This window comes from Cedecea lapagei, from assembly GCF_900635955.1.
Classification (GTDB): Bacteria; Pseudomonadota; Gammaproteobacteria; order Enterobacterales; family Enterobacteriaceae; genus Cedecea; species Cedecea lapagei.
The window spans coordinates 4,128,853-4,149,801 of record NZ_LR134201.1; the positions used below are offsets into that span (position 1 = coordinate 4,128,853).

19 protein-coding genes and 1 other RNA gene are annotated in these 20,949 nt (G+C 56.7%); 15 read left to right on the plus strand and 5 right to left on the minus strand.

What is annotated here, in order from left to right:
• From EL098_RS20040 to EL098_RS20050, 3 genes are all read left to right on the plus strand, one after another.
• Positions 1-792 (plus strand): hypothetical protein, encoded by a 792-nt coding sequence (locus EL098_RS20040; RefSeq protein ID WP_126357783.1) that lies wholly within the window; start codon positions 1-3, stop codon positions 790-792.
• 81 nt (positions 793-873) lie between these two features.
• Positions 874-2,037 (plus strand): MFS transporter, encoded by a 1,164-nt coding sequence (locus EL098_RS20045; protein ID WP_126357784.1) that lies wholly within the window; start codon positions 874-876, stop codon positions 2,035-2,037.
• Positions 2,038-2,053: 16 nt separating this feature from the next.
• Positions 2,054-2,848: a hypothetical protein gene (locus tag EL098_RS20050; RefSeq protein WP_126357785.1), complete on the plus strand. Its 795-nt coding sequence runs from the start codon at positions 2,054-2,056 to the stop codon at positions 2,846-2,848.
• Between the two features lie 189 nt (positions 2,849-3,037).
• Here the strand turns inward: EL098_RS20050 and rnpB are convergent.
• Both rnpB and EL098_RS20060 read right to left on the minus strand, forming a co-directional pair.
• Positions 3,038-3,415: RNase P RNA component class A (gene rnpB, locus EL098_RS20055), an RNA gene on the minus strand.
• A 59-nt stretch (positions 3,416-3,474) separates the two neighbouring features.
• Complete coding sequence (locus EL098_RS20060) at positions 3,475-4,284, minus strand: DeoR family transcriptional regulator (RefSeq protein WP_126357786.1); 810 nt, start codon at positions 4,282-4,284, stop codon at positions 3,475-3,477.
• 251 nt (positions 4,285-4,535) lie between these two features.
• Here EL098_RS20060 and kbaZ point away from each other — a divergent pair, with 251 nt between their 5' ends.
• From kbaZ to EL098_RS20100, 8 genes are all read left to right on the plus strand, one after another.
• The gene (gene kbaZ, locus EL098_RS20065; RefSeq protein WP_126357787.1) at positions 4,536-5,828 is read left to right on the plus strand and encodes a tagatose-bisphosphate aldolase subunit KbaZ; all 1,293 of its coding nucleotides are present in this window, start codon (positions 4,536-4,538) and stop codon (positions 5,826-5,828) included.
• Positions 5,829-5,852: 24 nt separating this feature from the next.
• Positions 5,853-6,326 carry a PTS N-acetylgalactosamine transporter subunit IIB gene (agaV, locus tag EL098_RS20070; protein ID WP_126357788.1) on the plus strand — a complete coding sequence of 158 codons (474 nt, stop codon included), beginning with the start codon at positions 5,853-5,855 and terminating at the stop codon, positions 6,324-6,326.
• Positions 6,327-6,336: 10 nt separating this feature from the next.
• Positions 6,337-7,119: a PTS N-acetylgalactosamine transporter subunit IIC gene (gene agaW / locus EL098_RS20075; RefSeq protein ID WP_126357789.1), complete on the plus strand. Its 783-nt coding sequence runs from the start codon at positions 6,337-6,339 to the stop codon at positions 7,117-7,119.
• Entirely contained in the window at positions 7,109-7,984 is an 876-nt protein-coding gene (gene agaE, locus EL098_RS20080) for a PTS N-acetylgalactosamine transporter subunit IID (protein ID WP_126357790.1), read from the plus strand. Before agaW ends, agaE begins: the two co-directional genes overlap by 11 nt.
• A gap of 15 nt (positions 7,985-7,999) precedes the next feature.
• Positions 8,000-8,434 (plus strand): PTS galactosamine/N-acetylgalactosamine transporter subunit IIA, encoded by a 435-nt coding sequence (agaF, locus tag EL098_RS20085; protein WP_126357791.1) that lies wholly within the window; start codon positions 8,000-8,002, stop codon positions 8,432-8,434.
• Positions 8,435-8,762: 328 nt separating this feature from the next.
• Positions 8,763-9,920 carry an SIS domain-containing protein gene (locus tag EL098_RS20090; protein WP_126357792.1) on the plus strand — a complete coding sequence of 386 codons (1,158 nt, stop codon included), beginning with the start codon at positions 8,763-8,765 and terminating at the stop codon, positions 9,918-9,920.
• Between the two features lie 10 nt (positions 9,921-9,930).
• Entirely contained in the window at positions 9,931-10,809 is an 879-nt protein-coding gene (kbaY, locus tag EL098_RS20095; protein WP_126357793.1) for a tagatose-bisphosphate aldolase subunit KbaY, read from the plus strand.
• Between the two features lie 21 nt (positions 10,810-10,830).
• Positions 10,831-12,720: an alpha-galactosidase gene (locus tag EL098_RS20100; RefSeq protein ID WP_126357794.1), complete on the plus strand. Its 1,890-nt coding sequence runs from the start codon at positions 10,831-10,833 to the stop codon at positions 12,718-12,720.
• Positions 12,721-12,953: 233 nt separating this feature from the next.
• On the opposite strand, the gene rsmI is transcribed toward EL098_RS20100, so the two are convergent.
• The gene (rsmI, locus tag EL098_RS20105) at positions 12,954-13,820 is read right to left on the minus strand and encodes a 16S rRNA (cytidine(1402)-2'-O)-methyltransferase (protein WP_126357795.1); all 867 of its coding nucleotides are present in this window, start codon (positions 13,818-13,820) and stop codon (positions 12,954-12,956) included.
• A gap of 62 nt (positions 13,821-13,882) precedes the next feature.
• Here rsmI and EL098_RS20110 point away from each other — a divergent pair, with 62 nt between their 5' ends.
• Genes EL098_RS20110 through dolP form a run of 4 tightly spaced genes read left to right on the plus strand, consistent with a single transcriptional unit; the run spans position 13,883 to position 17,555 of the window.
• On the plus strand, positions 13,883-15,982 hold the full coding sequence (locus EL098_RS20110) for a penicillin-binding protein activator (RefSeq protein WP_126357796.1): 2,100 nt from the start codon (positions 13,883-13,885) through the stop codon (positions 15,980-15,982).
• Complete coding sequence (locus EL098_RS20115) at positions 15,940-16,335, plus strand: YraN family protein (protein ID WP_126357797.1); 396 nt, start codon at positions 15,940-15,942, stop codon at positions 16,333-16,335. The genes EL098_RS20110 and EL098_RS20115 overlap by 43 nt, the downstream gene beginning before the upstream one ends.
• 21 nt (positions 16,336-16,356) lie before the next feature.
• Positions 16,357-16,947, plus strand: a complete 591-nt coding sequence (diaA, locus tag EL098_RS20120) for a DnaA initiator-associating protein DiaA (RefSeq protein WP_008453676.1) — start codon at positions 16,357-16,359, stop codon at positions 16,945-16,947.
• A gap of 32 nt (positions 16,948-16,979) precedes the next feature.
• Positions 16,980-17,555, plus strand: a complete 576-nt coding sequence (gene dolP, locus EL098_RS20125) for a division/outer membrane stress-associated lipid-binding lipoprotein (RefSeq protein ID WP_126358517.1) — start codon at positions 16,980-16,982, stop codon at positions 17,553-17,555.
• Between the two features lie 75 nt (positions 17,556-17,630).
• Here the strand turns inward: dolP and EL098_RS20130 are convergent, their stop codons facing one another.
• Complete coding sequence (locus tag EL098_RS20130) at positions 17,631-19,541, minus strand: BglG family transcription antiterminator (RefSeq protein WP_126357798.1); 1,911 nt, start codon at positions 19,539-19,541, stop codon at positions 17,631-17,633.
• 46 nt (positions 19,542-19,587) lie between these two features.
• Positions 19,588-20,739: a lactonase family protein gene (locus EL098_RS20135; RefSeq protein WP_126357799.1), complete on the minus strand. Its 1,152-nt coding sequence runs from the start codon at positions 20,737-20,739 to the stop codon at positions 19,588-19,590.
• Positions 20,740-20,949 lie beyond the last annotated feature (210 nt).

The following is a 20,949-nucleotide window of genomic DNA, read 5'->3' on the forward strand; positions in this document are numbered from 1 at the left end:
ATGAGCCACTCTTCAACCTCACCGGTCTTCAGCCTGTATTACATCGCCATCGACACCGAGGCGGGCATTACGCAGCAGGCGTTTGAAACGTTTGTCCAAAACAAGGGCATGCATATCCCCTGCTATCCGGGTTGGCGCTGGACGCTACTTCGCGGGCTGCGCGGCGAACGTGCCGGGCAATATCTGATGCTGTTTGAAATTGAAAATGCGCAAATGCGGGATCGCTATGTGGCCGCAGACGGCAACCAGACCGAACAGGCTCGCGAGTTCTGGCTACAGCACCCGGAAGCCAAAGCGCTACTCGCAGAATGGCGCAGCTACGGCACCTTCAGCGAGCTGCCGACGCTGTTCACCGACTACCGCCTGCTGGCCGAGAATAAGAAAAGCACCGTCCAGCCTGGCCCCCGCTATCAGCAGCAGCCTCCCGTTGCGAGGGTGATAGGCATTCACAACCTCGCGCTGCGCCCTGACGTCAGCGCAGAGCAGTTCGAAAGCTTTATCGAGGGCAACCATCATCGCATTGAAGATTACCCGGACTGGAAATTCCGGCTGCTAAAAGGCGAACGCGGAAACCGGCTCGATCAGTACGTAGTGCTGATGGAAATCGCTAGCCTGCAGGCGCTGGATGTTTTTTATCCCGAACCGGATATCGCCACCGATGAAGCAGCCAAATTCGCTAAAGCGCACCGCGATACCAAACAAATGTACGAGGAATGGAAAAAGCTAGCCTCGTTTTCCGGGTCACCGCAAATCTATACCGACTATCTCTCGGTAGCAGAAAGCCTCAACTAACCCTGGCCGCTGCGCGTGCCCGAAGGACCGGGCACAACGAATTCACGCGAGTGAATCAATAAACTGAGTCGCTAAATCACTATGACCATTAACTCAACCTCCTCTCTGGCGGGCGTACAGTCACGGGAGCAGCACGCCACCCGCGCCATCTTTTTTATGGCCGGTTTAGCCATGTCGTCGTGGGCACCGCTTATTCCTTTCGCAAAGGCACGGCTGGATATTAACGACGGCGCTTTGGGGCTGCTGCTTTTCTGCATCGCAGCAGGCTCAATGCTCATCATGCCGTTTACCGGCCGGTTACTTCAAAAATTTGGCTGCCGCCGCCTGATCCTGCTAAGCGCGTCAGGGCTTGCGGTGGATTTGCCGCTGCTGATGCTGTTTGACCAACGCAGCGCGATGGCGCTGGCGCTGCTGCTGTTCGGCACCTTCAACGGCATGCTCGACGTCGCGATGAATGCCCATGCCGTGGTGGTCGAGCAGGAAAGCGAGCAGGCGAAGATGTCAGGCTTTCATGGCTTTTACAGCATCGGCAGCATCGCCGGTGCGGGCAGCGTCAGCGTCTTCCTGTGGCTGGGTGCTACGCCGCTGCTGTCCGTCTGCGCCATCGCCGTTTTTCTGGCTTTGCTTCTCTCAGCATCTTCACGGCACATTTTGCCCAAACAAAGCGGAGCCACAGACGGCAAAGGAGAAACGCTGCGCGTGCTGAGTCATCCCCCCGTGCTGGTTATCGCGGTGATGTGCTTTTTTGTCTTTATGCTGGAAGGCGCCATGCTGGACTGGTCGGCGGTATTCATGACCTCAGAGCGAGGCATGAGCGCTTCACTCGCGGGCTTCGGCTATACCCTGTACTCCCTCACCGTTGCTCTTGGACGCCTTAGCGGCGATCGCCTGGTTAGCGCCCTGGGCGGCAAGCTGGTGCTCCTTTTCGGCTGCGCCGTTGCCTGCGTCGGGATTGTCCTGCTCGTCTTTACGGAATGGGGGGCTTTGCCGGGGTTTATCCTGGTGGGTGCGGGACTCGCCAACATCATTCCCGTTCTGTTCACTTCCGCCGGTAATCAGCCGGGGGTTTCCGCTGATTTTGCCATCCCTGCCGTCACGCTTTTCGGCTACAGCGGCCTGCTTGCGGGGCCTGCGCTGATTGGCTTTATCGCCCATCACATTGGGCTCACTTTGACCTTCAGCGGTGCCCTGTTGCTGCTTTTGTTTGTAGCTTCAGGTTCGCCGTTTATTTCTCGCCAGCGTTAATGAAACAGGAGTTTGTATGAGTCAATCATCACCGGCAGTATTCAGTCTTCACTATGTGGGTCTTAACCTGAAAAAGGGCGTAACCGAAGAGACGTTTGAGGCGTTTGTTCAGCAGAAAGGCGTGCAAATCCCGGCCTATCCGGGCTGGCGATGGACCTTGCTGAAGGGCCTGCGCGGCGAGCGTCAGAACCAGTACTTAATGTTGTACGAAGCAGAAAGCGCCGAAACCTACGCACGCTATATTGACGGCGATGGTGAGCAAACCGAGCAGGCTCGTGCCTTCTGGCGCGACCATCCGGCGGGCGTGGATCTTATCAATATCTGGAAGACCTTCGCGACATTTGGCGAACTGCCCACCATTTTCTCCACCTATCAGCAGTTGGCCGAAAACGAGCATAGCTCTTTGGCTGAAGGACCAAACTATCAGCTACGGGACGGGCAGGAACCGATTAAACGCGTGGTCGGGTTGCACAACCTGGCGCTGCGTTCGGGCGTTTCACCGCAAACTTTCGATGCGTTTATCCTTAATAACGTCCATCGCATCGACGACTACCCGGGGTGGAAATTCCATATGCTCAAAGGCACCGGCGGCAACCGGATTGAGCAATATCTGGTGATGCTCGAGATAGAAAGTCTGGCATCCCTGAACTCTTTCCATCCGGAGCTCGACGTCTCCACGGAGAAATCGCTGCAGTTCGTGAAAGAGCATCAGGAAAGCGAAAGGATGTACGACGAATGGCGCGAGCTGGCTTCTTTCTCCGGCGCCCCGCAGCTTTATACCGACTACATCACCGTCGCCGGTAGCCTCTAGTGTTGAATTTCCCTTCGCCTCACGGGGAAGGGAAACTTCTCTGCGAAAGCTGGTTTATCGTGGTTTCGCCTTTTTCGGTATACAGGGATTTGACCGGGATTATTCGCCGCCGTGAAACCAGCACGCCATCTTAGGGTCTCTGAATGCAAAACGCCCCGCCAGTTCTCACTGTGCGGGGCGTTTCTGAATGGTTGAAGCTGACCGATAAGCCGGGTTCTGTCGTTGGACAGTCATTCATCTAGGCCAGCAATCGCTCACTGGCTCAAGCAGCCTACCCGGGTTCAGTACGGGCCGTACCATGTGAACCCCTATTTGGCCTTGCTCCGGGTGGAGTTTACCGTGCCACGGACTGTTACCAGCCGCGCGGTGCGCTCTTACCGCACCCTTTCACCCTTACCTGATCCCGCTTGCGCGGGCCATCGGCGGTTTGCTCTCTGTTGCACTGGTCGTGGGTTTCCCCCCCAGGCGTTACCTGGCACCCTGCCCTATGGAGCCCGGACTTTCCTCCCCTCCGTCCGTCTCCCCCGAAGAGGACGACGACGAAGCGGCGACTGTCTGGTCAGCTTCGGCGCGCAGTATAGAGGGTTTCACCTCCCCTGTCACGCGGGCCAGCCAGAAACGAAACGCTAGTCGCCGACAAGCACAACATCAATACCGCTTTTCCGCAGCGCGCTCAGGCTTTCTGCCGGAATACCTTTATCGGTAATCACCCGGTGAATACGCTGGATATCGATGATTTTATGCAGGCTGGAGCGGTTAAATTTGCTGGAGTCGGTGACCACGATAATCCGCTCGGCAACCTCGCACATTTTACGGTTCAGGCGAGCCTCGTCCTCATTGTGCGTGCTCACCCCACGTTCAGGATCAATGGCATCCACGCCGAGGAACAACATATCGAAATGGAAGTTTTGCAGCGACTGCTCGGCGCTATCGCCGTAAAACGACAGCGACTGGCGGCGCAGATGCCCGCCGGTCATCAGCAGCTCGACGCCTTCTGCCTCAAGCAGCGCATTAGCCACGTTGATACCGTTGGTCATCGCAATGACCTCTTTATGCTGGCGCATCAGGCGGGCTATTTCATACGTCGTGGTGCCGGAGTCCAGAATCACCTTATCGCCAGGCTTGATGAGGTCAGCTGCAACTTTCGCGATGCTGCGCTTCAGTGAGGTATTCAGCGAGCTTTTATCCTCCACTGAAGGTTCTGGCAACGCGCTGCCGGGCTCGCAAATCAGCGCGCCGCCGTAGGCGCGAACGGCAATTCCCTGCTTCTCCAGAAACGCGAGATCGTTACGAATAGTGACGGTAGAGACACCAAAAAAAGCCGATAAATCATTAACCTGTACGCTTCCCTGCTGACGGAGGCGCTGAATAATTTGCTCACGCCTTTCGCTGGTACCCGGAATACGTTTGTCCGCTGCGGTATCGCTGTTGCTCATAGGGTAACCTTTCCATATATCTTTCGTTTCATTTCTATTTGCCTATTAACACCTTTCTTTTAGCAGAAAGCAAGTCCCAGGAATTTGCGTTCAGCCGGGGCTTCCCCTGCTGAGCAAGCTTTCATTATGTTTCTTTTGCGAAACAGATCTCAATTCCAGTATCTTTCTTTTTATTCTCATACGCCGTTCAGGCACGATTAAATGAAATGAATCGAAAGAAAACTTTTTAGCCCATCGCCGCGGAGAGGAAAGTGAAACAGTTGACCGAATTTGTCGCTAACCATAAACGGAACAACCAGCTCGGGATCTTCGCGGTGTGCTCAGCGCATCCGCTGGTGCTGGAGGCGGCTATGCGCCTCGCACGCGAGGCAGGAACCAGCCTGCTGATTGAAGCCACATCTAACCAGGTCGATCAGTACGGCGGCTACACGGGCATGACGCCGGCGGATTTCTGCGGCTTTGTCTATCGCCTGGCAGAGCAGCACCGCTTACCTCATGCAGACCTGATCCTTGGCGGCGATCATCTTGGCCCAAACCGCTGGCAAACAAGCCTGTCGGAAGAGGCGATGCTGCGTGCGGAAGAGCTTATTCGCAGCTATGTCTCGGCTGGCTTTAAGAAAATACACCTCGACTGCAGCATGTCCTGCGCAGACGATCCCGTGCCGCTCACGGATGACGTCGTTGCCGAGCGAGCAGCCAGGCTGGCGCTGATTGCTGAGCAAACCTGTATCAACCACTTTGGCAAAGCCGATCTGGTGTACATCATCGGTACGGAAGTTCCTGTCCCCGGCGGCGCCCATGAAACACTGGCAGAGCTGGCCGTGACCACGCCCCAGGCAGCAAAAGCCACGCTGGAAGCCCACCGCCGCGCCTTCTCTGAACGGGGCCTCAGTGACATTTGGCCGCGCATCATCGGCCTTGTTGTTCAGCCCGGCGTCGAGTTCGACCATGCCCAGGTGATTGACTATCAGCCGGAAAAGGCCCGTGAGCTAAGCAAAATGATTGAAGATTCTCAGACCATGGTGTTTGAAGCGCACTCCACGGATTACCAGACCACACAGGCTTTGCACCATCTGGTAGAGGATCACTTTGCGATCCTGAAAGTCGGCCCGGCGCTGACCTTCGCGCTGCGTGAAGCGCTTTTTTCCCTCTCGGCTATCGAGCGAGAGCTGCTCCCGGCTCACCGTTGTTCCGGCCTGCGGGACGTGCTGGAAAGCGTGATGCTCGACCATCCGGAACACTGGCAGCAGCACTACCACGGCAACGGTGAGGCGCTGCGTCTGGCACGCGGCTACAGCTACTCGGATCGGGTGCGCTACTACTGGCCGGATCGCGACATCGACGAAGCTTACGACCTGCTGGTCAAGAATCTGGCCCACGAACCTATTCCGCTGCCGCTGATCAGCCAGTACCTGCCGCTGCAGTACGCCAAAGTGCGTGAAGCGCAGCTGCTGGCCAAACCCCACGAGCTGATCATCGACCATATTCAGGACGTGCTGCGCCAGTATCATGCGGCCTGTCACGGTGAACCGTCTTCTCATTAACACAATGATAATAAGGGAAATAACATGCCAAATATTGTCTTAAGCCGCATTGATGAGCGCCTGATACATGGTCAGGTTGGCGTGCAGTGGGTGGGTTTTTCCGGCGCGAACCTGGTGCTGGTCGCTAATGATGAGGTGGCAGAAGATCCCATTCAGCAAAACCTGATGGAGATGGTGCTCGCAGAAGGGATCGCGGTGCGCTTCTGGTCGCTGCAAAAGGTCATCGACAACATCCACCGCGCGGCAGATCGCCAGAAGATCCTGCTGGTCTGCAAAAGCCCTCAGGACTTTCTCACCCTGGTGAACGGCAGCGTGCCGGTAAAACGCATCAACGTTGGCAACATGCACTATGTCGAAGGCAAGAAGCAGGTCGCCAAAACGGTGTCGGTCGACGCACAGGACATTGCCGCCTTCTCCGGGCTGAAACAGGCCGGCGTAGAGTGTTTTGTGCAGGGCGTGCCGACGGAGTCAGCTCAGGATCTCTATAAACTTCTCTGAGGTATTTGCTATGGAAATCAGCTTATTGCAAGCGATAGCGCTGGGCCTGCTGGCCTTTATCGCCGGTCTGGATATGTTCAACGGCCTGACCCATATGCACCGCCCGGTTGTCCTTGGCCCGCTGGTCGGCCTGATCCTTGGCGATCTGCATACCGGCATCCTTACCGGCGGCACGCTGGAGCTGGTGTGGATGGGACTGGCCCCGCTCGCTGGCGCACAGCCGCCTAACGTAATTATCGGCACCATCCTCGGCACCACTTTCGCCATCACCACCGGCGTGAAGCCCGAGGTGGCCGTCGGCGTCGCGGTGCCTTTCGCGGTGGCGGTACAGATGGGCATCACCTTCCTGTTCTCCGTGATGTCGGGCGTTATGGCACGAGCCGACCGCATGGCGGCAAACGCCGATACTGATGGTATCGAACGCATCAACTATCTGGCGATGCTCACCCTCGGTATCTTCTATTTTCTCTGTGCATTCTTACCCATCTACTTTGGCGCCGAACATGCCAAAACGGCTATCGATATGCTGCCTGCGCGGCTGATTGACGGGCTCGGCGTCGCAGGCGGCATCATGCCGGCTATCGGCTTCGCCGTGCTGCTGAAAATCATGATGAAAAACGTCTATATCCCCTACTTTATCATCGGCTTCGTGGGTGCGGCCTGGCTGAAGCTGCCGGTGCTGGCGATTGCCGCCGCAGCGCTTGCGATGGCGCTGATGGATTTGCTGCGCAAAGACCCAACGCCACCGCAGCCCGCCCGCGCTCAGAAAGAGGAATTCGAAGATGGCATCTGATACCCAGGCACTTTCTCAGGCCGCTGAGCCTGAAGCCGTCATCACCCACGGCAACGACAATATCTATGAAGATCAGTCTATTGGCGCTGAGCTTAGCCGGAAAGACATTAACCGCGTAGCCTGGCGTTCAATGCTGCTGCAGGCCTCGTTTAACTACGAGCGCATGCAGGCCTGCGGCTGGCTGTATGGCCTGCTGCCTGCCCTTAAAAAGATCCACACCAATAAGCGGGACCTGGCGCGAGCCATGCAGGGGCATATGGGCTTCTTCAATACCCACCCGTTCCTCGTCACCTTCGTTATCGGCATTATTCTGGCGATGGAGCGCTCGAAACAGGACGTAAACAGCATTCAGAACACCAAAATTGCCGTCGGCGCGCCGCTCGGCGGCATCGGGGATGCGATGTTCTGGCTTACGCTGCTGCCGATATGCGGCGGTATAGGCGCGAGCCTGGCACTTCAGGGCTCTATCCTCGGCGCCATCTTGTTTATCGTCCTGTTTAACGTAGTGCATTTGGGGCTGCGTTTCGGGCTGGCGCACTACGCCTACCGAATGGGGGTGGCGGCTATCCCGTTGATTAAGGCAAACACCCGCAAAGTCGGCCACGCAGCTTCTATCGTCGGGATGACGGTTATCGGTGCGCTTGTCGCCACCTACGTCCGACTCTCCACTACGCTTGAGATAACCGCCGGTGATGCGGTGGTTAAGCTGCAGGCTGACGTCATCGACAAGCTAATGCCGGCCTTTTTGCCGCTGGTTTACACGCTGGTGATGTACGCCCTGGTGCGCCGCGGCTGGAGCCCTCTGCGCCTGATTTGTATCACCGTCGTGTTGGCCGTTGTTGGGAAGTTCCTTCACTTCCTGTAACCAGGAGAAAAGCAGATGTTAAGCATCATTTTGAGCGGCCACGGGGGCTTTGCCAGCGGGCTGGAACAGGCGATGAAACAGATCCTCGGCGAGCAGCCGCAGATTATCGCCATCGACTTCCCGGAATCCTCGTCCACGGCGCGGCTTACGGAGCAATTTAAAGCGGCCATCGGCCAGCTTGATGAACGTGAGGGGCTGGTTTTTCTCACGGATCTGCTGGGCGGAACACCTTTCCGTGTCGCCTCAACGCTGGCGCTGGAGAAGCCAGACCGGGAGGTGATCACCGGAATCAATCTCCAGCTTCTGCTGGAAATGGTGCTGGAGCGGGAAGGCTTAAACGGCAGCGAGTTTCGCCGGATAGCGCTGGAGTGCGGGCATCGCGGCCTCACCAGCCTGGTGGATGAAATGGCGCGTCATCGGGCAACAGAAGCCAGCGAAGAAGGCATCTGACGGCGTTGGAAAGCTAAGCTCTCTCCGGTGTTATCCTCATTAAACGAAAGCGGCATGCCCTGCTGCTTTCGTTATGCATCACTTTGCTCTGTGCCATGCCCCGTCATTTCTCATAAACCTCTAATAAAAAATTATAAAAAACAATAAAATACCTAAATAACACAATCCCCTTACATTATTTTCGTTTTATTTCTTTTTACCGTATTGATCTTATCGATCCCTTTCTATACATTCCCTTTAAGCACTAAAAACCTTCAAATGAAATAAAACGAAAGTCCGTTATGCGCTCAGGCACGACACCGGACTCTGCAATGTTAAGGACTTAGTCATGAGTGAAACTTTTGCTGCCGCAGACCGCAGCGCCTCCACCTGGACCGAAAGAGAGATCCGCCAGCAGCCAGCAAGCTGGATCCGCTCGCTGCAGCAGATCGACCGAACTCGCGATCAAATCACAGACTTTCTGTCTCCTCTGTGGGCTAACGAGAAGCTGAAAATTATCCTCACCGGCGCAGGGACGTCGGCCTTTATCGGCGACATTATTGCCCCCTGGCTTTCGCGCCACACCGGCAGACAGTTTGTTGCCGTCCCGACCACCGACCTGGTGACCAATCCGCTGGACTATCTCTCACCAACGCTGCCGACGCTGCTGGTTTCGTTTGCCCGTTCAGGCAACAGTCCGGAGAGCGTGGCGGCGGTAGAGCTTGCCAGCAAGCTCGTTAACACCTGCCACCATCTGATCATCACCTGTAATGAGGGCGGCAGCCTCTACCGTAGCGCGCTGGAGGAGAGCCATTCATTGCCTCTGCTGATGCCTGCGGAAACCCACGATCGCGGCTTTGCCATGACGAGCAGCATCACCACCATGATGGCAAGCTGCCTCGCGGTCTTCGCCCCGGACGTCATCAACACCCGGACGTTCCAGGGCGTGGCGCACCGCTGCGCGCAGATCATTCATTCTCAGGGAGACTTCAGCGAGATCCCCTTCGGCGACCTTCCCTACAAGCGCGTGGTCTACCTTGGCAGCGGTGGCCTGCAGGGCGTGGCGAGAGAAGCCGCGCTAAAAGTCCTGGAGCTCACGGCGGGAAAACTGGCGGCATTTTACGACACACCTACCGGCTTCAGGCACGGTCCCAAATCCCTGGTCAATAACGAAACGCTGGCGATCGTGCTGGTTTCCAGCGATCCCTATACCCGCCAGTACGATCTGGATCTGCTGGCGGAGCTGCGCCGCGACGACCTGGCAATGCGGACGATCGCTATTTCAGCCTCGACAAGTCAGGCGATCGAAGCCGGCCCACATCTCCTGTTGCCCGAGGCGGATCGCACATTCTTAGACGTTGAACAGGCGTTCTGCTTCCTGATGTATGCGCAAATTTTCGCGCTCACCTCATCCGTGAAAGCAGGTATTACGCCGGACACCCCTTCCGCCAGCGGCACGGTAAATCGCGTGGTTAAAGGCGTCGTCATTCATCCCTGGAAAGGCTGAGAGGTTCCCCATGAGCATTATTTCAACGAAGTATCTGCTTCAGGACGCACAGGCCAGAGGCTATGCGGTACCGGCTTTTAATATCCACAATGCCGAAACCATCCAGGCGATCCTGGAGGTGTGCAAAGAGCTGCACTCTCCGGTGATCCTTGCCGGCACGCCGGGCACGTTTAAACACATCGCTTTTGAAGAGATCTACGCGCTCTGCCACGCCTATTCAGAAAGCTACGGCATGCCGCTGGCGCTGCACCTTGATCACCATGAGAGCCTGGCGGACATCAGCCGCAAGGTTAACGCGGGCGTGCGCAGCGCCATGATTGACGGCAGCCACTTCCCGTTTGCAGAAAACGTGAAGCTGGTGAGATCCGTGGTCGATTTTTGCCACCGCCACGACTGCAGCGTCGAGGCCGAGCTGGGCCGCCTCGGCGGCGTGGAAGACGATATGGATGTCGATGAGGAAAGCGCTTTCCTGACGGACCCGCAAGAAGCGCGTCGTTTTGTTGAGCTTACCGGAGTGGACAGCCTTGCGGTCGCTATCGGTACCGCGCATGGCCTGTATACCAAACGCCCGAAAATAGACTTTAAAAGGCTGGGCGAGATCCGAGAAGTTGTCAGCGTTCCCCTGGTGCTACACGGTGCAAGCGACGTGCCCGACGAATTTGTGCGCCGCGCCATCGAGCTTGGCGTCTGCAAAGTGAATGTGGCGACGGAATTAAAAATTGCCTTCGCCGCCGCGGTGAAAAGGTGGTTTGGCGACAACCCGGAAGGCAACGATCCACGCTATTACATGCGCGTGGGCATGGATGCGATGAAAGAGGTCGTGTGCAGCAAAGTCGCGGTGTGCGGATCGGCGAATAAACTGCTGCCGGCATCCGAAGCAGCGCTGTAGCCCCGAGGGTAAGGAGCTCTGATGAAGACAATAATAACAACCTCTCTACTGATGATGTTGATGAGTAACGCCGCGCTGGCCGCGCAGTACCAGTTGGAAAACGCTAACCTTGCCGTCTCTTTCGACGACTCAGGCTCGGCGGTGGTGGTGAAAGACCGGCATTCCGATCATAAACTGGCGCCCATCGAACTGTTTTTCCTCACGCTGCCGGACGAGAAGGTTATCCATACCGCCGACTTTAAAATCAAAAACGTCAGCAAAACCGCAGATACCATTCAGATTGATTACGTACGGGACGATTTATCGGTCAACGTGACCCTGAAGCCGCTGAAGGGCAAATACGCGGCGGTGGACTACACGCTGCGGGCAAAAGGCCAGCCTCTTGAAGTCGCGAAGATCACCTTCTTCCCAACCAAAGGCCAGGCTCAGGCACCATATGTTAACGGCGCCATCAATAGCTCTCCGATCGTCGCGGATAGCTTCTATATGCTGCCGCAAAAGCCGATTGTGAATACCTACGCGTACGAAACCACCACCAACCTGAACGTTGAGCTCAAAACGCCGATTAAAACCGATGCGCCGGTCACCTACACGGTCTACTTCGGGACGTTTGAAGCCACCAACCAGCTTCGCCGCAGCTTTAACGAGTTTATCAACGCCATGCGCCCACGGCCTTACCAGCCTTACCTGCACTACAACAGCTGGATGGACATCGGCTTCTTCACGCCCTACACCGAGAAGGACGTGCTGACCCGTATGGATGAATACGCCAGCGAACTAATAAGCAAGCGGGGCGTGAAGCTCGACGGCTTCCTGCTGGATGACGGCTGGGACGATCTGACCGGGAAGTGGCTGTTTGGCCCGGCGTTTAAACATGGCTTTGGCGCGATCAAAGAGAAAGCCGACAGCTTACATACTTCCGTCGGCCTGTGGCTCTCACCGTGGGGCGGCTATAACAAACCGCGCGACGTTCGCGTTTCTCACGCTAAAGAGAACGGCTTTGAAACCGTAGACGGTAAGTTCGCGCTGTCCGGCCCAAACTACTTCCGCAATTTTAACCAGCAAATCATCGGGCTCATCAAAAACGAACATATCACCTCGTTTAAGCTCGACGGCATGGGCAACGCTAATTCATACATCAAAGGCAGCCCGTACGCCTCAGACTTTGATGCTTCCATAGAGCTCATCAGAAACATGCGTGCCGCCAACAAAGAGCTGTTTATCAACCTGACCACCGGCACCAACGCCAGCCCGTCCTGGCTGTTCTACGCCGACGCTATCTGGCGCCAGGGCGATGACATCAACGTTTACGGCAAAGGCTCTCCGGTGCAGCAGTGGATAACCTATCGCGACGCGGAAACTTACCGCTCGATTGTGCGTAAAGGGCCGCTGTTCCCGATTAACTCGCTGATGTACCACGGCATCGTCAGCGCGGAGCACGCCTACTTTGGCCTGGAAAAGGTGCAGACGGATCGGGACTTTGCGGATCAGGCATGGAGCTACTTCGCCACCGGCACCCAGCTGCAGGAGCTGTACATCACGCCTTCAATGCTGAACAGCGCTAAGTGGGACACGCTCGCCGACGCGGCGAAGTGGTCACGGGCAAACAGCGGCGTGCTGGTCGACAGCCACTGGATTGGCGGCGACCCAACGCAGCTCGAGGTATATGGATGGGCGTCGTGGAGTAAAGAGAAGGCAATTTTGGGCCTGCGTAACCCGTCGGACAAACCGCAAAGCTACTATCTCGACCTGAGCAAGAGCTTTGAAGTCCCGGACGGTGAGGCCACACGCTTTACGCTGAGGCAGGTTTACGGCACGAACGAGACGCTGGCTAACGACTACGGCAAGCCGATGATTGTGACGCTGAAGCCGCTGGAAACGCTGGTGATTGAAGCAAAGCCGGTTAACTAAAAAGAGGATGGGGCGTAGAGCAATTTATCTCTGCGCTCCTTGAACAACGCTTTACCGCCGCCGTGCTATAGGAAAAAGGCATCACGACCCTATTAGAATCTCCTGGTATCAATACCGGCATAAACTTTAACTCCCTTAAAGTCATTCAGTCATGCGTAAATTAACACCAGGGAGTTCGTTTTTTAAACACTAACCGCATTGCGATGTAAAAACCAGGAGCCATCCCGAGAAAACTATTTCTCGCTGTTTTCTAAAGCATGTTTATACAAAGCATTCTTCTTAACGCCGTGGATTTCGGCGGCCAGCGCGGCGGCTTTTTTTAGCGGCAATTCTGTCTGCAGCAAGGCAAGCGTTCGCAGCGCTTCGGCAGGCAGCTGGTCATCACTCTGGACTTTAAAGCCCTCGACGATGAGCACCATTTCCCCTTTGCGGCGATTTTCGTCTTCCTTTACCCATGCCAGCAGCTCGCCGATCGGCGCACCGTGAATCGACTCCCAGGTTTTGGTCAGCTCGCGCGCCAGCACCACGTAGCGGGATTCGCCAAGCACCGCGCAGATATCTTCGAGGCTATCCAGAAGGCGGTGGGTGGACTCATAGAAAATCAGAGTTCTCGGCTCCTGCTCAATCGCCTTCAGCGCATCGCGGCGGCCTTTTGATTTTGCAGGCAGAAAACCTTCATAGCAGAAGCGGTCGGATGGTAAGCCCGCGGCGCTGAGCGCGGCGATGGCGGCGCATGGGCCAGGCAAAGGCACTACGCGGATGCCTGCCTCGCGGCAGGTGCGCACCAGGTGGTAACCCGGGTCGTTAATCAGCGGCGTACCGGCGTCGGACACCAGCGCGATGCTTTGGCCTTCTTTCAGCTTTGCCACCAGCGTTTCGGCTTTTTGTTGCTCATTGTGATCGTGAAGTGCGAAGAGTCGCGCATTAATCGCAAAATGCTGCAGCAAAAGGCCGGTATGGCGAGTATCTTCAGCAGCAATCAGATCAACGCTTTGCAACACCGAGAGGGCCCGCTGGGTGATGTCCCCGAGATTGCCGATAGGCGTCGGGACGATATAGAGCGTGCTGGCTGAAATCGCCGCCGTTTCGTGTTGTTTCATTGTCTCATCCGTATTGCCGATTTAATATTGTACATTGGGATATAAAAACCACTGGATACAGAATGCTACCCTTAACCTTGAATCGTTCGAAAGCCGGGCGCTGCCTGCCTGTGTTGCTCGCGGCGCTGATTTTTGCCGGCTGTTCTACCCAGGCGCCGGATCAGTCCGCTACGCTGCTGCAGGGCGACACCACCGCCGGGTCCGCTTACTATCTGCAGCAAATGCAGCAAAGTGCAGATGATAGCAAGACCAACTGGCAATTACTCGCCATTCGTTCCCTGCTAAAGGAAGGCAAACCCCAGCAGGCCGTTGCGCTGTATAACCAGCTGCCGCAGCAGCTTAACGATGCGCAGGCTCGCGAACAGCAGCTGTTGGTTCCGGAAGTGAAGATTGCGCAGAAGGACTTCAACGCCGCAGCTGCCCTGCTGGAAAAGATTGATCCAGGCACGCTCGACAAGAGCCAACAGGGTCGCTATTACCAGGCAGTAATCGATGCTTCTCAGGGACGCCCGTCTTTAGCGCTGCTGCGCGCCTATATTGCTCAGGAGCCGCTGCTGAAAGGCGATGCCCATCAGAAGAACATTGATGGCACCTGGCAGGTCTTGTCGCAGTTCTCGCCGGAGCAAATGAACAGCCTGGTGATTAACGCCGACGAAAATACCCTGCAAGGATGGTTAGACCTGCAGCACGTCTGGAGCGATAACCGTAACGATCCAAACATGCTGAAAGCGGGCATTCAGGACTGGAAAACGCGTTATCCAAATAACCCTGGCGCAAAAACGCTGCCGTCGCAGCTGGTGAACGTGCAAAACTTCAAACCGGCCTCGACCGGCAAAATCGCCCTTCTGCTGCCGCTAAACGGCCAGGCCGCCGTGTTTGGCCGCGCGATTGAGCAAGGTTTTGAGGCGGCCAAAAACAACGGCGTCGCGCCGGTTGCCGCCGTTCAGTCCGCAGCGCAGCCTGCAGATCCAAATGCACAGCAGCAGGTTTCACCGCCGCAGGAGCAGCCGCAGCAGCCGCCGCAAACGCAGGCTGACCCGAATGCAGCCGTGAGCCCGGCAAGCGCGTCCGTCAGCGATCTGACAGACCAGAAAGCACAGGCCGCAACACCGCAAAACGCAGCCCCTGCCGCTCCAGCTACGCAGCCGGATGCACAGACTGCGTCGTCCGCAGTGACCAACCCATCTGCAGAGGTCAAGATCTACGACACCAGCAGCCAGCCGCTCTCTCAGGTTCTGGCCCAGGCACAGCAGGACGGCGCAACCCTCGTGGTCGGCCCGCTGCTGAAAAACAACGTCGACGAGCTGGCGAACACCAACAGCCCGCTCAATATTCTGGCCCTCAACCAACCTGAGAATGTCCAGAACCGTCCTAATATCTGCTACTTCGCGCTGTCTCCCGAAGATGAAGCCCGCGATGCCGCAGACCATATCTGGCAGCAAAACCACCGTAATCCGCTGATGCTGATCCCGTCTAATGCCCTGGGTGATCGCGTGGCTAAAGCCTTTGCAAACGAATGGCAGAAGCTCGGCGGCGGCCTGGTGCTGCAGCAAAAATTTGGCTCAGTCAGCGACCTGAAGCGCGGTATTAACAGCGGCTCGGGAATCACCTTAACCGGTACGCCGGTGAGCACGCCGTCCAATACGCCTCCGGGTGTGACCATTGGCGGGCTGACCATTCCAGCCGCACCGACCGACGCACAAATCACCGCGGGCAGCGGCGGCAACGTTGACGCGGTATACATCATTGCCACCTCAGAAGAAGTTGCGCTGATCAAGCCAATGATTGCGATGCGTACCGGCAGCCGCAGCAGCGCTCAGCTGTACGCAAGTTCGCGCAGCTCACAGGGCGTCAACGGCCCGGACTATCGACTGGAAATGGAAGGGCTGCAGTTCAGCGAAATCCCCATGCTCTCAGGCGGCAACCCGCAGCTGATGCAGCAGGCCTTAAGCAGCGTCAATAATGACTACTCGCTGGCGCGCCTGTATGCGATGGGCGTGGATGCCTGGACGCTGGCAAGCCACTTCTCCCAGATACGCCAGGTGCCGGGTTATCAGGTGAACGGCAATACCGGGCAACTGACCGCCAGCCAGGATTGCGTCATTAACAGGAAGTTAAATTGGCTGCAATTCAGTCAGGGTCAAATCGTCCCGGTTTCCTGAACCGCCAGCAACGCGGCGCGCACTATGAACAGCAGGCGCGCCGCTATCTCGAGCGCAAAGGACTGCGCTTTGTTGCCGCGAATGTCCACGTTCGCGGTGGCGAAATCGACCTCATCATGAAACAGCTGCAGGTTATCGTCTTCGTGGAAGTGCGTTTCCGCCGCAGCGATCGGTTCGGCGGCGCTGCCGCCAGCGTAACCCGCAGCAAACAACAGCGCCTGCTGCACGCCGCGCAGGTTTGGCTTAGCGGCAACGGCGAAAGTTTTGATACTGTAGATTGCCGTTTCGATGTGTTAGCTTTCACCGGCAATGAAATAGAGTGGCTGACCAACGCGTTTGCCGCCGATATCTAAAAAACTCCAGGTAGAATCAACGTGCTTGAAAGAATCAAAGTCTGCTTCACGGAAAGTATTCAAACTCAGATTGCCGCAGCGGAAGCCCTGCCGGACGCCATCTCCCGTGCAGCGATGACGCTGGTTCAGTCTTTGCTGAACGGCAACAAAATCCTCTGTTGTGGCAATGGGACCTCCGCCGCCAACGCACAGCATTTTGCTGCCAGCATGATCAATCGGTTTGAAACAGAGCGCCCTAGTTTACCGGCCATTGCACTTAATGCAGATAATGTGGTCTTAACCGCGATCGCTAACGACCGTCTGCATGAAGAAGTCTATGCCAAACAGGTTCGTGCGCTGGGCCATGCCGGGGACGTTTTACTGGCCATTTCCACCCGAGGCAATAGCCGTGATATTGTCAAAGCGGTTGAGGCAGCCGTCACCCGCGACATGACCATTGTTGCGCTGACGGGCTATGACGGCGGCGAACTGGCAGGACTGTTGGGGCCACAGGATGTTGAAATCCGAATCCCTTCTCACCGCAGCGCTCGCATCCAGGAGATGCATATGCTGACGGTAAACTGTTTATGCGATCTGATCGACAATACGCTATTTCCGCACCAGGATGGCTAATAGCTAATTTTGAGAAAGGAGAAGGAATGAACATGAAGGCCATTACGCCACTCGCAGTTCTTATTTCCGCGTTGTTGCTGCAGGGCTGCGTCGGTGCTGTTGTTGTGGGCAGCGCCGCCGTTGCGACAAAAACGGCGACCGACCCGCGCACCGTCGGGACGCAGGTTGATGACGGCACGCTTGAGTTACGCGTGAACAGCGCGCTCAGCAAGGATGAGCAAATCAAGAAAGAAGCACGTATTAACGTGACGGCTTACCAGGGCAAAGTGCTGCTGGCCGGCCAGTCCCCTAACCCTGACCTCGCTTCCCGCGCTAAGCAAATCGCGCTGGGCGTAGACGGCGCAACCGAAGTCTATAACGAAATCCGCATCATGCCTCCGGTCGGCCTGGGCGTGGCGTCGAGCGATACGTGGATCACCACAAAAGTTCGCTCTCAGCTTCTCACCAGCGATCAGGTGAAATCTTCTAACGTGAAAGTCACTACGGAGAATGGCGAGGTGTTCCTGCTCGGTCTGGTGACCGAACGTGAAGGTAAAGCCGCGGCGGATATCGCCAGCCGGGTCAGCGGCGTGAAGCACGTAACCACCGCGTTCACCATTCTGAAATAGCAGCCCCTCATCGTAACCCTCTCCCCACCGGGGAGAGGGAATACCAGAGCCCTTTCAAGTAAGGCTCAGTGACGATTACAGCTTACTCAGGCACTCCATCGCCACGGCTTTAAAACTGTCAAAATCTTTACTGTCGCGCAGGCGCACCATCGCCCGCTCGCGCAGGAAGGTCACAAACAGGTCGTAAATCGCCATCGCCTCTTCGTATTCACTTTTGCTGATAGCCAGCAGAAAGATCACGTGCGCCGTCTCATCGCCCCAGCTAATACCGTGCGGCGCCAGCACGGTGTAGACCACGGTTTTTTTCGCCAGCAGGCCGAGAGAGTGCGGAAGCGCAATGCCCTCGCCCAGCATGGTGCTGACTATCGCTTCTCGCTCCACCACCGAAGGATGGAAATCGGCATCCACCACGCCTTCCCGCTCCAGCTGCTCGCACAGCGTCAGGAACAGCTGCTGCTGGGTCATCGGCTGGTCGATAACGCGGAAGTGGCTGGCATCAAAGAATTTTTCCAGCATGTATGGCCGGGTTCTGTCCACCAGCACCAGCTTGCCAAGCTGCTCCAGCTGATAGTCGGTCGGGAACGGCGCCATCATCACAACCGGCTTTTCTTTCTCGTTGATACGCGCCGTGCTGATCACAAAATCCTCGTCCACGGTATCGAGCTGCTCGTAATCGCGCAGAGAGATAATGTTAGTCACTTCCACCTGCGGATATTTACGCAGCAGCATGGCCTGCAGCATTCGTACCGTTGAGTTCCCGGTGTCGCACACCAGCAGCACGCGAGGATGACGCTGATAGCCAATGTTGTAGTGGCGCTCCAGGCCAACGCCAATATGCAGCACCAGGAAACCAATCTCGTTTTCGCTGATGGCGTAAGGCGTATATTTCCCCCAGCTCGAGACAGCCGCCAGCGTCATATCGTAAGCCAGCGGGTAATGCTGTTTGATATTGGCCAGCAGCGGATTCGGGATATTTATCTGGTAGCGCACCCGGGTGATCATCGTTTTGATATGGGTGAGCAGATCGGCGTGTAGCTGCTCGTCGCCGAGCAGGTTGTAGTTATAGTGGGTATTGATGTAGCGCAGGATGTAGTTCACCAGCGCTTCGTCGTCGTCAGCATTGATCGCGCTCGGCGCCACTTCCTGCACCTGTCGCGAAGCAATATGCACCTGCAGCCACTGCTCCTCCGCCTCGGAAAGCGGCTTCCCCGCCAGCTGCTGCAGCAGGCCCGCAATCTGGCGCGCCGCCTCTTTCACCTGGACATCTACGTTATCCGCCATGAACTCCGGCAGTGGATACCCCTCGCTGATACGGCGCACCGCCACCGAACAGTAGAGGCGAATAAACTGTTCGCCCTCATCGGTTAAGCGAATGCGGCAGCGGGTAAAGCAGTCATGCAGTGAGCTGGCGAGCTGCTCGGGCACGCCCGCGTTTAACGCTTCTTCGGTCAACAGTGGATTTTCGCTGTCCTCTAAGGTCAGCTGCCACAGCAGATCCGTAAGACAGGCGCGAATAGACGTTTCGCTGCCGAACAGCTTCATGCCGTGGCGTGGGCGGGTCTCGATGGTGAGATGATAGCGGTTGAACCACTCGCGTACCTCGGCCATATCGCTTTGCAGCGTGGCGCGGCTAACAAACCACTCTTCGGCTAAGTCTTCTAACTTCAATGAAAACGCCGACGTCAAAAAACGCACCACAAGGTAGTGCACACGTTCCGGTGAGGTACGCGGGATACGCAGCTGGCGCGGGCGATGCTGAACCAGCTCGCCATAACGTTCTGCATCCTCAATATTGAGCTGATAGCCCGCGCCGCGGGTAAGCGTGAACTGAGCCCCGAAGCCCGCCATCAGGGCATTAAGCGCCGTGATATCGGCCCGTACCGTACGGGTAGAAACGGATAAACGCCGCGCCAGCTCATCCTGGGGCAGCGTTTCATTTTGCAGCATCTCAAAAAGCTGAGCCAACCGTTGATTGGGGAATCTCACTACCGTTTCCTTTGGTTATCGGGGCGCCCTGGCACCCCATCCTGCTTTACTTAAACGGGGTGAAGACCATCTGCGACGGGCTTCCCACCGCCGTATAATCCTCGATAAAGGTTAATTTACCGCTGCCCGGCGCCACGCTAAAACGAGTGATGTTGTCGCTGCGCTGATTCAGGGCATACAGGTGTTTACCGGTGCTATCCAGCGTCAGCCCGCGTGGATAATCGCCTCGCGTCCAGACATCATCCTGGTGCGTAAGCTCACCGTGAGCGCCCACGCTAAAATGCGCGATGCTGTTATGCAGGCGGTTTGCCACATACAGCTGTTTACCGTCGTGGCTAAGCACCAGGCCGGCCGCAAAGCTCGTCCCCTTATAGCCTTTTGGCAGCGAAGAGATCGTCTTCCCTTCGGTCAGCGTGCCTTTTTCACGGTCCAGCCCGTAATGAGTAAGCGTAGAGGCTTCTTCGTTAATCAGCCACAGGCCAGAACCGTCTGCGGCAAAGACAAAGTGGCGTGGCCCTGCGCCTTTTGAAGAGGCGGAGATAAACGGCGGATCGTTTGGCTCCAGCACGCCTTTGTTTTGATCAAAGCGGTACTGGTAGATCCGATCCAGACCAAGATCGGTTGAAAAAACAAACTTGCCGCTCGGATCGGCGGCAATCATATGGGCATGCGGACCGTTATGATCGCTGGCGGCGAAGCTCCCTTCTACCGCAGCTTCAGGTTTCGCCGCGCCCGGCTCGCCGCTGTCCTGATGTTTGTCGCTGGCTTCCTGCAGGCTGCCGTCGGCGTTAACCGGCAGCACGGCGATAGAGCCGCTTACGTAGTTTGCCACCAGCAGGTGTTTGCCCTGCGGCGTCAGAGAGAGATAAACAGGACCGGCGCCGCCGGAAGAGACCTGATTCAGCTCGGTCACACTGCCGTCATCGCCAACACGCAGCGCCGCGACTATGCCTTTCTCCGCCTCACTGGCTACATACAGCGTCTTACCGTCCGGCGACGCGGTAAGCTGCGCGGCGTTTGGCAAAGAGCTGACCAGCGTTTTCTCGCTAAGCGCGCCGGTTTTTACGTCAACCTGGAAGCGATAAAGCCCTTCGCCATTGGGGTTGTAGGTGCCAACCCAGGCATAGTGGCTCTGCGCCGCGCTGTTGCCGGCGGCGAGTAAGGCAAATGAAGCAACAAGCAGAGTGCGTGCAGACATGCGTTTGTCCTCGTAGTGTGACTGGCGAGAATTATACCCTCACCCTGACCCTCTCCCTAAAAGGGAGAGGGGATAAAAAATTTCCAGCGGCTTGTTTCCCCTCTCCCCTATGGGAAGGACGGATCTTTCTTTTCCCCCTCTCCCCTATGGGAAGGGCGGATCTTTCTTTTCCCCCTCTCCGCTATGGGAAGGGGGATCTTTCTTTTCCCC